The sequence below is a fragment of the Arthrobacter vasquezii genome, assembly GCF_029455255.1.
Classification (GTDB): domain Bacteria; phylum Actinomycetota; class Actinomycetes; order Actinomycetales; family Micrococcaceae; genus Arthrobacter_D; species Arthrobacter_D parietis.
This window is the reverse complement of the sequence record NZ_JAROKN010000073.1, coordinates 1-12503: the sequence shown is the minus strand read 5'-3', so window position 1 is coordinate 12503 and position 12503 is coordinate 1. Positions and strand designations below refer to the sequence as shown.

At 59.4% G+C, this 12503-nt stretch carries 16 protein-coding genes and 2 pseudogenes; 11 read left to right on the top strand and 7 right to left on the bottom strand.

Annotation, left to right across the window (positions count from 1 at the left end; translation table 11 throughout):
- Positions 1–295: 295 nt before the first annotated feature.
- The 7 genes from P4U43_RS16305 to P4U43_RS16275 all read left to right on the top strand — a co-directional run bounded on the left by P4U43_RS16305 (position 296) and on the right by P4U43_RS16275 (position 4336).
- Positions 296–469 carry a hypothetical protein gene (locus tag P4U43_RS16305; protein WP_277359675.1) on the top strand — a complete coding sequence of 58 codons (174 nt, stop codon included), beginning with the start codon at positions 296–298 and terminating at the stop codon, positions 467–469.
- A 107-nt stretch (positions 470–576) separates the two neighbouring features.
- Positions 577–1293, top strand: a complete 717-nt coding sequence (locus P4U43_RS16300) for a hypothetical protein (protein WP_277359674.1) — start codon at positions 577–579, stop codon at positions 1291–1293.
- Positions 1294–1382: 89 nt separating this feature from the next.
- Positions 1383–2258, top strand: coding sequence for a class I SAM-dependent methyltransferase (locus P4U43_RS16295; protein ID WP_277359673.1), 876 nt, complete (start codon positions 1383–1385; stop codon positions 2256–2258).
- Between the two features lie 47 nt (positions 2259–2305).
- The gene (locus P4U43_RS16290; RefSeq protein ID WP_277359672.1) at positions 2306–3139 is read left to right on the top strand and encodes an alpha/beta fold hydrolase; all 834 of its coding nucleotides are present in this window, start codon (positions 2306–2308) and stop codon (positions 3137–3139) included.
- Positions 3140–3167: 28 nt separating this feature from the next.
- The gene (locus P4U43_RS16285) at positions 3168–3731 is read left to right on the top strand and encodes a dihydrofolate reductase family protein (RefSeq protein ID WP_277359671.1); all 564 of its coding nucleotides are present in this window, start codon (positions 3168–3170) and stop codon (positions 3729–3731) included.
- A 45-nt stretch (positions 3732–3776) separates the two neighbouring features.
- Positions 3777–4073: a toxin-antitoxin system YwqK family antitoxin gene (locus P4U43_RS16280; protein WP_277359670.1), complete on the top strand. Its 297-nt coding sequence runs from the start codon at positions 3777–3779 to the stop codon at positions 4071–4073.
- Positions 4074–4111: 38 nt separating this feature from the next.
- On the top strand, positions 4112–4336 hold the full coding sequence (locus P4U43_RS16275) for a hypothetical protein (protein WP_277359669.1): 225 nt from the start codon (positions 4112–4114) through the stop codon (positions 4334–4336).
- 207 nt (positions 4337–4543) lie between these two features.
- Here the strand turns inward: P4U43_RS16275 and P4U43_RS16270 are convergent, their stop codons facing one another.
- The 3 genes from P4U43_RS16270 to P4U43_RS16260 are packed head-to-tail and all read right to left on the bottom strand — an operon-like array spanning position 4544 to position 6613.
- Positions 4544–5356 (bottom strand): hypothetical protein, encoded by an 813-nt coding sequence (locus P4U43_RS16270; RefSeq protein ID WP_277359668.1) that lies wholly within the window; start codon positions 5354–5356, stop codon positions 4544–4546.
- A complete protein-coding gene (locus P4U43_RS16265; RefSeq protein ID WP_277359667.1) occupies positions 5353–6075 on the bottom strand; it encodes an ABC transporter ATP-binding protein in 723 nt (240 codons plus the stop codon). Before P4U43_RS16265 ends, P4U43_RS16270 begins: the two co-directional genes overlap by 4 nt.
- Positions 6062–6613 carry a helix-turn-helix domain-containing protein gene (locus P4U43_RS16260; RefSeq protein WP_277359666.1) on the bottom strand — a complete coding sequence of 184 codons (552 nt, stop codon included), beginning with the start codon at positions 6611–6613 and terminating at the stop codon, positions 6062–6064. The genes P4U43_RS16265 and P4U43_RS16260 overlap by 14 nt, the downstream gene beginning before the upstream one ends.
- 711 nt (positions 6614–7324) lie before the next feature.
- On the opposite strand from P4U43_RS16260, the gene P4U43_RS16255 reads away from it, so the two are divergent.
- A complete protein-coding gene (locus P4U43_RS16255; RefSeq protein ID WP_277359665.1) occupies positions 7325–7588 on the top strand; it encodes a glutaredoxin domain-containing protein in 264 nt (87 codons plus the stop codon).
- A gap of 39 nt (positions 7589–7627) precedes the next feature.
- Positions 7628–8050: pseudogene (locus tag P4U43_RS16250) on the top strand (single-stranded DNA-binding protein); the annotation flags it as partial.
- 277 nt (positions 8051–8327) lie between these two features.
- Here the strand turns inward: P4U43_RS16250 and P4U43_RS16245 are convergent.
- The 3 genes from P4U43_RS16245 to P4U43_RS16235 all read right to left on the bottom strand — a co-directional run bounded on the left by P4U43_RS16245 (position 8328) and on the right by P4U43_RS16235 (position 10533).
- Entirely contained in the window at positions 8328–8870 is a 543-nt protein-coding gene (locus tag P4U43_RS16245) for a hypothetical protein (RefSeq protein ID WP_146070920.1), read from the bottom strand.
- Positions 8871–8884: 14 nt separating this feature from the next.
- Positions 8885–9268 carry a matrixin family metalloprotease gene (locus P4U43_RS16240; RefSeq protein ID WP_277359663.1) on the bottom strand — a complete coding sequence of 128 codons (384 nt, stop codon included), beginning with the start codon at positions 9266–9268 and terminating at the stop codon, positions 8885–8887.
- Between the two features lie 482 nt (positions 9269–9750).
- Entirely contained in the window at positions 9751–10533 is a 783-nt protein-coding gene (locus tag P4U43_RS16235; RefSeq protein WP_277359662.1) for a hypothetical protein, read from the bottom strand.
- A gap of 128 nt (positions 10534–10661) precedes the next feature.
- Between P4U43_RS16235 and P4U43_RS16230 the strand changes: the two genes are divergently transcribed.
- Positions 10662–11255 (top strand): RNA polymerase sigma factor, encoded by a 594-nt coding sequence (locus P4U43_RS16230; protein ID WP_277359661.1) that lies wholly within the window; start codon positions 10662–10664, stop codon positions 11253–11255.
- Positions 11252–11785 carry a hypothetical protein gene (locus P4U43_RS16225; protein WP_277359660.1) on the top strand — a complete coding sequence of 178 codons (534 nt, stop codon included), beginning with the start codon at positions 11252–11254 and terminating at the stop codon, positions 11783–11785. The genes P4U43_RS16230 and P4U43_RS16225 overlap by 4 nt, the downstream gene beginning before the upstream one ends.
- 154 nt (positions 11786–11939) lie before the next feature.
- Here the strand turns inward: P4U43_RS16225 and P4U43_RS16220 are convergent.
- Positions 11940–12503, bottom strand: a pseudogene (locus P4U43_RS16220) (hypothetical protein); the annotation flags it as partial.

The following is a 12503-nucleotide window of genomic DNA, read 5'->3' as shown; positions in this document are numbered from 1 at the left end:
CCAGGAGCGTGGCGTCCGAGCTGAGTGCGCCGCCGGCGGCCTCGTCGATCGGTGTGCCGCCGAGCGCGCCGGAACCGATGGCGGTGCCGACGATGCACAGAACAAAGGCAACCGTCACGCCGGTCTGCCGAACCCGATCCGAAGTCATCGGTTCTCCCTTCCTCGCTTTATCTCCACCATAGACACATCAGCCGGGCTAGTGAAAGGGCGTCTGCGGTTTCGACGGCGCGCGAAGGCTTCACCTGTGGGCGGGTTAGTGGAAGAGTGCTGTCAACACGCATATGGGGGTTCAAAAGTGATAGGACGACGACGTCTCACCGGCTCAGTAGCGACGGCTCTCCTTGCCGCTGTCCTCCTGTCAGCGTGCTCAGGCCAGAACCAAAGCGACGACGACGGTCTGGCGACCTTCAGTTCCATGGATGACGTTGCCGATGAACTCAATGGGGAGTACTCCGCCGTCGGCTCGTGACCGGAACTATCAGCTTCGACTGGCGGTTAAGTCTTCACATTGAAGTTCGCTTTCGCTGAAGTTCCGCGATCCACCGGAAGGCACACGTCATCGTACGCAGGATCACTGTGACCAGCGCTGTGTTGCTCGCGCTGCTCGCCTCGGTGGTGTTCCTCGGTCCCCGATTGGTCGACGGCTTGCAGGCGGGCGGCGGCTCTCTGCTGGGACTCGCTGAATGCACGGTGGAGACTTCGGAAGGAGAAGTTGGACTCAACCGTGACGAGGCTCAGCTGGCGACGACGGCCGTGGCGCTGTTGGCTCGCGGTATGGACGCTCCGGACACTTCCACCATTGACGAGGCGGTATTGCAGCGGCTGGCCGAGGGCCCGCCCGAGGACGCCGGTCCCAGCTTGAGCTGCCGCGGATCAGCGGCCAGCGACCTGCCCGAACAGCAGTTGACTGCCACCGGGCTGACGCCGCGCGCGGAGCAGTTGCGCGTGGCGATGATGGAGGTGTTCGGTGACCAGAGCCTAGGCGGGTTTGCTCCGGGAGGTGTCGGTCAGGGGCACGGAGCTGACTCGACCCACTATGACGGACGCGCCATTGACGTCTTCTTCCGTCCGGTGACCGAGGAAAACCGGCGCGAAGGGTGGATTCTGGCCCATTGGCTTGTGGCTCATGCCGAAGAGTTCGACATTCAGTACGTCATCTTCGACGATCGGTTCTGGAGCGCGCACCTGGCTCGCGGTGGATGGCACGACTACGACGCACCTGACCCGAGCAACGAGATCCTGCGCCACCTCGATCATGTGCATGTCGACGTGCTGCGTGGAGGGACTGACTGAACCTCCGGCGGTTGCTTCAGAGGACGGTTGATGCCGCCGGACACCCTGAGACCTTCCGATGGGACGAATCAGCGCTGTAGTGTGATCGCGTGATCCTTCCCAACACCGTTCAAAACGCCGTGGCAGTCGCCGATCACTACGACGAGCTCGATCCGGTTTACCGGCACGTATGGGGCGATCATGTCCATCATGGGCTCTGGGCGACGGGTCGTGAGACACCCGCCGAGGCCGTCGTTGCACTGGCTAAGACAGTCGGCGATCGACTGAATCTGGCCCCCGGTGTGGAGTGCGTCGACATCGGCTGCGGCTACGGTTCCACTGCTCGGCAGCTCGCTGAGACATGTGCAGTCCACGTCACCGGCTTCACGCTGTCTGCTGAGCAAGCCAACTACGCTGCCGCGCATCCCGTACCCGGTGTGGACATTCAACTCCGCGACTGGCTCGACAACGGGCTGATCGACGCCTCGGCCCATGCCGCATGGGCGATCGAGTCGAGCGAGCACATGGTCGACAAGCCCCGGTTTTTCGCCGAGGCGCATCGCGTGCTGGCGCCTGGCGGCCGCTTGGTCGTCTGCGCGTGGCTTGCGGAGACAGATGCAAGCGGTTGGAAGGTTCGGCACCTGCTCGAGCCGATTTGCCGCGAGGGACGCCTGCCCTCGATGGGCACTCGCGAGGAGTATGAGGCGATGGCAATGGCGGCGGGTTTCGTGGTCACTGACTATGAGGATGTCAGCGGCCGGGTTGCGCGCACCTGGACGATTTGCGCCCGTCGACTTGTGAAGGCCTTGCTCCTCGACCGTGACACCCGGCGCCTCGCTTTCAGAGCGCGCAATCGCATCTTCGTTCTAAGCATCCCGCGTCTGATCCTGGCCTACCGCACCGGCGCGATGCGCTATGGGATATTCACGTTGTCGAAAGCCGACGACGACGCAACGCCACCCCAGCCCGGTGAACCGCCGCTGTGAACATGAACCCCTGACGATCGCCTCATGTTTGAAGTAAGTTTGGGCCCATGAATCCCCAGCACCTCCTGGTCGAGGCTTCGGATGGCAGTCAGCTCGCTGTGAGCCGGTGGCAAGCCCCGGGACCTGCAATCGTCTTCTTACACGCTGGAGTAGCGGATAGACGTTCCTGGATCGCGGTTGCGGCTGAGCTCCAGGGAGATGGTTTCGACCTCGTCGCATATGATCGGAGGGGTTATGGTGACACCCCGGCCGCTGCAGAGTCTTCGTCATTTACACACGTTGAGGACCTGTTCACTATCATCGACAATCTGGGCCTCGAGCGAGTCCTCCTCGTTGGCAACTCGATGGGTGGGGCAGTCGCGCTCGATACTGCGCTGATGCACCCTGATCGAGTCAAGGGACTGGTACTCATCGGTGCTGCGGTGTCTGGCATGACCGACGAGGACACTCCGTTTGACTGGCAGCCGGATGACGCGTCCGGACCGCTCATGGCGCGCGCAGATGACCCCAAGGCGACAGATGACGACAGGATTCGTGCGCTTGCTCATCTCTGGCTGGATGGGCCAAGGGCCGCAGAAGGCCGAGTCGCGGGTGAAGCCCGGGACCTCTTCAATGCGATGAACCGGAAGATTCTCGCGGTCGCTGCGCCAGACTCAGCCGGCAGCAGCGGTACTGATGCCTGGACCCGACTTGGTGAGGTGAGCGTGCCGGTGCTGTGCACCTGGGGTGATCTCGATCTGCCCTGTGATGTGCCGTTCTACGAGGAGACAGCACGCCGGATCGGGCAAGGGGCCGTACAGGTCTTACCCGAGGTGGCACACCTGCCCGGCCTCGAGAAGCCCGCCCTCATCGCAGAGTTGGTGCGAGAAAGGGCGCGCTGATGGATGCCGTCCCGGGAAGACCGATGCCATGCGCAACCTGACCTTCGCCATGAATCTGAGCCTGGACGGCTACATCGCTGCGCCGGGTGACGGGCTCGGCTGGGGTGTTTCGAGCGACGAGCTGTTCCAATGGTGGTCCGACCGCGTGGGGTCGACGGATTTGGCGCTGTACGGGCGCAAACTGTGGGAGACGATGAGCTCACACTGGCCGACGGCGGACCAGCAGCCAGGCGCAACACCGGCGCAGATTGAGTACGCGGGCCGCTGGCGGGAGATGCCGAAAGTGGTGTTCTCCTCGACAATCAGCACGGTTGACTGGAACGCCCGCTTGGTTACCTACGACGCGGTTGCCGAGATCACCCGGCTCAAAGCCGACGACGGCGGCCGCATGGACATCGGCGGCGCCACCCTCGCATCGGCGGCCATGCGGGCAGGCCTAATCGACGAGTATGTACTCGTCACCCATCCCGTGTTGGTGGGCGGCGGCACGCCGTTCTTCACGGCCCTGGACAACTGGGTGAACCTAAGCCTGGTAGAAATCCGGACGTTCCCCAATGATGTGGTCGTGGCCAGGTACGAGACCAGGCGCTGAACGCCTGTTCCCGTTTGTGAAATTTCCCGGGCATAGAGTAGGCGGATGGCTGCAAACGCGAAGAAGTCTGAAGTCATCGATGGTTACACCGTCAAGTACCACGCGAACGGTACTACCCGGTGGTCGAAGGGACGCATCGAGAATGGGAATCCGGTCGGCTACTGGGAGTGGTGCCGAATAGATGGCACCGTAAAACGGTCTGGATATTTCGACGCCGGCGAGCCGGTGGGGCAATGGACCACATATGACAAAGACGGCAAGCCATACAAGGTGACTGATCGGGGCCAAGTCAGTGCAAAGCTGCCAGACCAGGACTTTGGGCGGGATTCAAGAAGCGGGTAACGCTGCAAGGAAGGTACGATCCGAAAATTAAGGGGGAAATGAAGGATTTAAGGCTGATCGGCATGATCATCATGGCTATTGGAGCGACCCTTGTGGCGGCTATGTTCGCTTTGATGCTGTACTCAAGGATGCTTCACCCGAATTCGGTGCCTATCCTCCCTGGGCTTTTGCTCATTCTCGGTGGCGGTATTGGTGCGACTGGCGCAATCCTGCTGGCTATCGCCACGGTCCGGCTCCATCGCAACAAGAACCCCAGAAGCTAAACGCGAAGAGTGTTCGCTGAGGGATGCTCTAGCGTGCACGGCGAGGATGCCTATCGGTATAGCCGGTCAGCGTCGGAAACGCTGCGTTCGGTACACCCGTCGCATCATCGAGTATGCGTGAGGGGTGTTCTGCTGCTCATGCCATGTGATTTGAATGAGTCGATGGTGGTTAGCGAGTCTGAGTTTGTGGATGAGTTTGGTTTTGAGTTAGTTGCCGAGGATGCGGGTGCTCTGGAATCGGCGGGCGGTGGTGTGGATGATGAGGATGCTTGCGGCGAGTGTTGTAAGGAGTGCGGCGCCGAGTACGGGGAGGACCCATTGGTCGAGGAATACGACTGAGGGGACGGCGAACAGCGTGGGGGCGATGGCGAGCAGGCGTATGGGTCCGCCGTTCATGCCTGCGCGGGACTCGAGGGCACGCGGGTATAGGAGTGCCCCGAAGAGGGTGATGGTTGCCGACCAGATGCCCATGGACAGCGGCAGGACGATAAGGGCCATGAGATACGGCATTGTCATGGTTACTGCTGTTTGGGTGAGCAGTGCGATGAGGGTGACCGCGGCTGTGAAGCTCAGGGTGGCTGCAGCCCAGGAGGCGCTCGTGAGGAGCAGTCCGGCGCCGAGGTAGGCCTGGAACAGGTTCCTGCGTGGGATGGGACTGGCGAGGAGTACTTCTATGCCACCGCCGCTCACATCGTCTGCGACCACACCGGGCAGGGTGAGCGTGGCGACAATACCGACTAAAGCGCCGAGCAGAGCGGGAGCCATGACGAGCATGTAGGAGCTCATCAGATGCGCCTTGCCGTCGGAACCCAGTACCGCGGCGAGATCAGTGGTTTGGGAGCCTATGATCGCGCTCATCTCGGGCATCGTTTCCGTGCCACCTGGTGCCAGGAGGACGAGGAGGCCGTAGCCGGCACCGATGAGGACGGAAAGCCACAGGGCCATGGTTCCCTGCTGTATCCATGCTCGTTTGGCGAAGGCCCGTACCCGGCGGCCGGCCGGTGTGAGGGTGGCATTCATGCGGCTGGTTCCAGGTGGTTGAGGATGATCTGCTCGGTGACTTCGCTATCGTCATGGCTGAGGTCGATGAGGTCTGTGCCTTGCACCAGTAGGAACCTGTCGGCGAGTTCCAGTGCTTCAGGGACACTGTGGGTGGAATACAGGACCGTCCGCGTCTCACCCCACTCGCGCAGGAGTTCTCGTGTTTGCGCCGCGTACACCGGGTCCAACCCGGTTAACGGTTCATCAAGGACGACGAAGTCGGGGTCGGTCATGGCCAGGCGCGCCATCTCGACGCGTTGACGTTGACCGCGGCTCAGCGACCTGACCCGTTGACCGAGCAACGCAGTGAGATCGAATCTTCCGATGAGATCGTCGTGATCGATCAAGGTGGCCTGAGGGATGCTCTCCCATACCTCACGCCAGAAGGCCAGGTTCTGCTTCACCGTAAGTGCACTGGCCAGCGCAAGCTCATGACCGAGGTAACCGACCTGGGAGCGGACTGCCGCTCCATCGCTGACATCCCTGCCGAACACAGAGCACCGCCCCGACACGGCAGGGATCACCCCGCACAGTGTCCGCATCAGCGTGGTCTTACCCGCCCCGTTCCGCCCGAGCAGCGCAGTGATTCCCGGACCCAGGCGTACGTTGATCGGACCCACCACTGCCCGGTCATACCCGACCACCAGGTCCTTAGCTTCAGCGACGATTTCCGCCGACCTGCGATCAGGCGTTGTCACTGGGCACCGCGTTTTCCGGTCGAGGAATCAACACCGTTGTCAGGACGCGCCGTGTGCGGCCCTGGCCCTGCTCGTGAGTCATCAGCTCGCGTAACGCCACCATGACAATGTCGAAGAAAGCGTCGACCTCGGCCGTCGTCGCCCAGAAATCGGCCTGTGCGAAACTCACCCGGTCCTCGACAAGATCAAGCTCGCCCTGATCCACATAGGCACTGAAGTCTCGGGTCATCCCGGAGGTGAACATCGTGAAGGTCGTGACAAGTTCCTCCGGTGACAACGCCCGCAACTCCTCCGCCGAGGGGTTGGCCAGTCCTTCAACGACCCGGTAAGTCTTCTCGGTCACCCCACGAACCGGCTGCTCATCACTGACTTCAATCAACCCGTGCGTGACCAAATGCCCCACATGCCGATACAGGGTAGCGATCGGGACATCCGACAACCGCTCGTGAAGCTGTTGGGTCGTCAACCCGTCACCCGTCAGAAGCGCCTGTACCACCCGGAGTCGAACCGGATGCAGAAGAGCAGCAGAAGTAACCATAATCAAATGGTATCAGTATCAATACTGATAGTAATAGCTAGACTGGTGAGTGCCATCAGAAAGTTGTTTGCTGACCAGTAGCAGGTCGCCGTGAGCTGACCAGGAACTAGAACACGCCATCAGCAAGCGTCTGGGCATCCTGCACGGGCTTCGCTTCGCTCGGGCTGTAAAACCCTTTCTCTGTTTTTGCTGCTGTGCTGACGGATTGTACGTGTCCGCTCCGACCGGTCTAGCCCCTCCTTCGACAGGGTCTGCGGTGCAGAAAATGTCCCTGCGGCGCTCCTACGTTGCTGATTCTCTCCGGGAATTTCCCGCCCCTTGCCCTGCGGGTAGACATGCCTCCGTCGGCCACAGCTCCGCAAGCTCCACCAGCAGCCAAAACAACGGAGGAGGAGAAGCTGGCTGGTCACCAAAGCCGCCTCTCCACTGGTCCACGCCAGCACCCGATTCCAGCCGCTTGACAGATATAGAAGCGTCGGGAAGGGACAAGAAGACAACCACCAAAACCAGGGAGCAAGAGCAGGCGACAGATCTGTTTTTCCGTGTTCTGTGTTTCTGTAGATCCGTGTTGTTGCATCAGTACAGAGTTAACTACTAAACCCCTACAATTCAAGCAAGAACACCTATTTATTCAGATGAAAAACGTTAGAATTGAGCTAGCAGTACAGCAGTTGACTCTTACTAAAACCGATACGAAACCAAGGACTGACAATGGCTACCTACACCGTGTACACCAAGCCAAACTGCCCCCTCTGCGTTGAGACCAAAGGCTACTTCGAACGAAAAGGCGTGGGTTTCCGCGAGGTCGACATCACCAAAGTCCCCACAGCGTTCGAGTACATCACCAGCGACCCGGCAGACGGCGGACTCGGCTACTCCCAGGCACCCGTCGTCGTCAATGACGCAGACGATGAAGACCACTGGTCAGGGCACCGCATGGACAAACTCATCCAGGCAGCACGCAAAGCCGCCTAACCCAAGCCCCGCACTCAGTTATTCATCGACAACACCACAACCAGCACGAGAGGGAAGTTGATCATCATGGCAGGCGAAACCACCATCACCGTTGTAGGGAACCTCACCGCAGACCCGGAGCTGCGCTTCACACCGTCGGGTTCGGCGGTAGCGAACTTCACCATCGCATCCACACCACGTACCTTCGACCGGCAATCCAACGAATGGAAAGACGGCGAAACCCTCTTCCTGCGCTGCTCGCTGTGGCGGGAATCCGCTGAGAACGTCGCCGAAACCCTCACCAAGGGAACCCGCGTCATCGCCCAGGGCCGGCTGAAGTCCCGTTCCTACGACACCAAGGAAGGCGAAAAGCGCACCGTCACCGAACTCGACGTCGACGAAATCGGTCCATCCCTCCGCTACGCCTCCGTCCCCCGTGGGTTCGAGAAAACTGAAGCCTCGATAGGTGGGAACTCAAGTTAGGGGGTCTGAGGTGCTGGTCGAGTACCCGTGAGTTGGCCTTCGGTTTGGTTGTCGGGAGGTCAGGTGGCTGTGACAGGTTTAGTTGGCCCCGGTAGGACGGCTATTTCTGGCCCCACTTCATGACTCGCCGGGTTGTTGTGACGGTTATGCGTGGCCCCAGCGCCACCGTTGGACGCAGTCAAGGAGTAGTGACTTTATGGGGCAGATTGGAAAAAGCAGCAAAAGGGGGACGTTACCTCTACACGGTGATAACGTCCCCCTCTATTGCGCGTCGGCCTTATTCGGTGCTGAGTCTTTCGGTTTCGGCGATAACCGCAGAGACATCCTTGAATGTACCGATGTCGGTCAGTGTGGATGCTGGCAGAGGTAGTGCTTTGCCTTCGGCAATGGTCATTCGTCCAGTTGGGCCGCTCAGGGTTACATAGCCGGCCGGAACTTTCTGGAGATAGAAGATACCGCGCTCTCCTACCTCTAATAGCGGGTTGTCCTCATCCAGGAAGGCTACGCCGTCGAGGGTGCCCCCAGTTTGGTGGATGGTGACTTGGTTATCTTCCGCGCCGCCCTTCACCCATTCCTCAACCTCCACCAGAGCATTGGTAAATGGAAGTCCGTCCACAGGTGGAGCATCGACGGATGCGGTCACCGTTCCCACGACCACTGCATCGGCGGCCTTAGTCAGACCAGGAACAGTCGTGAACAGTTCTGCGTAGCTTGGGGTAAGGCTCATTACCTTGTTCGCTTCGCTACTCTGTCCGGTGCCACACCCTGTCAGCATCAATCCTGCGACCAGCAGTATGCCACCTATTTTTGTCTTGTTCATCGTCCTTATCCCCCTCAGTAGAGCCTGTTAATTCCGGTGATCTCGTCGTTGGTGGGGTAGTAGATCCCTCCACGGAGTGGCGTATTTCCGGCCATAAGCGTCTGGTAGTTCACATCAGCCAGCCCGATGGTGTGGCCGATCTCGTGTGCGGCGACTCCCCGGGTCTTGATGTTCGTGTACCCATTCGTGTACCTGGTGTTCAGGTATGCATTAGCTGGTGATAGGAAGACGCCGCCGGACCTGGATGTGTAAGCGATGCCGTCCCAGGTGACGTTGGCATTGTAGGTTTCATTCAAGGTGATGTTGCTTCCTGGGGAACCCGCATACAGGTTTACATCGGTCGCTTGGGACCAGTTATCTCGAGCAGCGGTCCACGCTGACGCGCTTTTCGACGACATGGGGTACATGTAGACAGTGATGTTTGCAGACCCCCATTTTCCTCCGTTGTAAACGTACGCATTAGCACCAGACGCGGAGAACAGAATCATGAGCGTGGCAATCATCGTGATCACCGTAGCTTTAAGAGACTTTTGAGCTTTTAACACAGATCCCCCTTATTCACAAAAGTAGTAAGTGAGTTGAACGTAAGGTTCTCCGGCTACAACCGCAAGGGTGCGGCAGTCGCGATGGCCAAATCGTTACACGTGACACGCTGAAACCCTCGGTATGCATCCCAGCCCGCTGCATCGACAGAGTTCGGCCGCTTCACAGTGGTCGCTGCCGTCCGCGAAACAGTAGACCAAGGTGGGGCCAGAAATAACCGTCCTACCGGGGCCAGTTTTACTTGACACACTCAGGTAAGGGTGAAGAGAGGAGGACTCACCGTTACCGGTGAGTCCTCCTCGCGAGCATCGGAGTGCTGTCCGAGAACCGGGTTGAGCTACTTGGTCGATACTCCGGGATGGTGAGTGAAGGTCCCGATCTTGGTTGAACCGTCGCTCAGATAGACCGGGATGACGGTCGGTTTGCCACGCTTGGAAGCTTGCCATGCACCTACTTCCTCTGGCGTTTTCAAATCCATTCCTTCGTCCAGCGCGGACTTGTAGGCGTATCCGACTTTGCCGTTGTTGGCAATGACTTCGATCAGTTGCGGTTCCGCTGCGGGTGAGGCAGCGCCTACAGCGGATCCATAAGTGAGACCGCGTTCATTGGTTTCAAATTGGTCTGGTGCTCCTGAGGTTTTCAAAGCGGCGAAGGAGGGATCATCCAGGAGTGGGCTCTGCACTCCCGTGAAGCTGTTATAGCCGCCACCGTTGTAGACGCGGAAACTAGCCCATCCGTATGCGTTTCCCGTCGCGCAGCCTCCGTAGGAGGTAGTAGCAACTTGAGTGACTCTTGCGAAACCGTTATAGATGATGCCGGATTGTTTGCACATTGCCGTGCCGTAGTACAAACGAGCATTTGCGCCAAGCCAGTTGATCGGCGAGGTAGAGAAATTCGACCGTCTTACTTCCGCATACGCCGTGTGGGCACCAGAATCGACAGAAATGCCGGAGCGGTGAGCGTATTGGACGCTCCCTGCGTTGTAGAGGTACCAGAGTGAGTACTGTGGCGCTGCTTGCGCCGCACCTACCGGCACTAGTAGTACCAGGCTTACTAGGAAGGCGAGAAGGGCCGCGGCTGAGGCACGACGACGTACGGTGATTTGCAATTTGTCCCCCATATGTAGTAAACGATGCACCAAGTAAATTGGTGTCTCCTGTCAAGGGTTCTCAACGCCCCGTCAGTTCTGCAAGGAAAATTGTTGTTGCTGTTGTGGAACCAAGTGTGGGTAAGCGGACACTGTTAGGTATGGAACCAGAACAGCACCAGCTCAGTGATGCCGAGCTTCTGGAAAGCGCCATTGCGGGCAACAGCGAGTCATTCGGTTTGATCTTCGACAGACATCACCGACGCGTCTTAATGCAAGCCAGACGCCATGTTGGATCAGCAGTCGAGGCGGAAGACATCACTGCGATGGTGTTCCTTGAGGCCTGGCGCCTGAAGTCCCGAATACGGATCGTCAATAATTCCGTTGTCGCGTGGTTATTGGTGACCACCAACAACATCGCGCGAAACGCCTCCCGGGCGAACCGGCGGTACGGAGCATTTCTCGCCAAGCTACCCGATGCGTTTACTGGAGAGCTGGTTGACCCTACTTTGGGGGAGGTTCAGCTTCGACAGGACAGGGAAGAGCTTCGCGCGGCGTTTGCACTGCTGGATCGCAAGGATCAGGACGTTCTCACCCTGTGCGTGCTCGAGCAACTGACCACCAACCAAGCCGCGCAGGTCCTACGAGTTCCGATAGGCACCGTGAAGTCGCGGCTGTCCCGGGCGAAGAGAAAACTGGCTGACCTAGTTCCCCATCTTCGCATGCATATAGCTTTGATCGAGGAGGCACAATGAACACGCGGACTGACTTTGACCCGGCCAGGCTCCAGGCAATGCGCCACATGCTCGTCGAACATGCGGGCGGAAGCGACGCAGGCGCTGCCAACTCAGAGCTTAAATCCATTTCAACCCGCGGCAAGGTGTTGCTTGCCGGCACAATCATGACTGGATCCCTCGCCGTAGGAGGCGGGGCTCTGGCCATCTCCGGCACTGGCTGGTTCGACATCCCTTGCGAAGAAGCCGTTGACGGGCAGTGTTATCCAGTTCTCCCTCAAACACCCGACTGGCCCGAGAATGAATTCGGTCAAACGTATGGGATGCAAGTGGGCGAGGAGTATCCCGACTTAGTCAGGGTCATCGCTACGAACGGCAAGATGGGCTACATATATGCGGAGGAGCTTCAGCCCGTCGAACTTTCCTCTCCTGAGGACGTTGCTGCCTGGAAGGAGTCCGTCGCTGGAACCGTCGAAGTCGCCACCGTCTATCAGAACGACGGTAAGACTGTCATCGGCGAATTCATCACAGGAGACTGGCGAAACCTGTAACGCTACGTAGTAGCTATGTGGGACCGACTTCCCGGTCGGCGGGGACTGCCCACGAGCTTCCCATTCTCGGTTCTGGCGATTCGGTGGGCGTCCGCCAACTAGGGACTCCGGACAGACTCACGCAAGGCCCCGCTGGGTGATGAACGGACGCGATCTAACCTCTTTGGAGACCGGAGTGGGGGAGGACGGTCGAATAGCGGCTCGCTCCGGCGATACTTAGACCGAACATGTCGCAGATACGGCGGAGGTCGCCGCCGCTGGCATGTAGCTCATTTAGGATTCGGTCTTCGCGGGCTCGTTGAGCGGTCATCCCCATCGAGGTGGTAATCCATTGGACGCCGACTGGAGCGCTGTCGAGGGCGGTGCGCCTGCTGATGAAGATGTGTGGATTTCTCGTTGAGGGCCACCGCTGTTCGCGGTAGGCCAGCCAGAGGAAAAGTCGGTCCTGGACAGGCTGTGCCAGCGGAATGGTGCGCTTGCCTAAATGGAGGCGCCCATCATGGATATCGGTCAACTGCAGCGTGCGCAGTTGACCGGATCTAAGACCGTGAAAAGCGACTATCGCTGTGAGGGCTGCCCGTGCCGGGTCTACGGAGTTGATTGCGTCGCGCAGCGGGGCGGAGGCCAGAGGCAGCGGGATGCGGGTCGCATGGGTGCCGGTTCGTATGGGGTCGATCGGGTTGAGGAATATGAGTCGGTGGCTCTTCAGCACACGGAA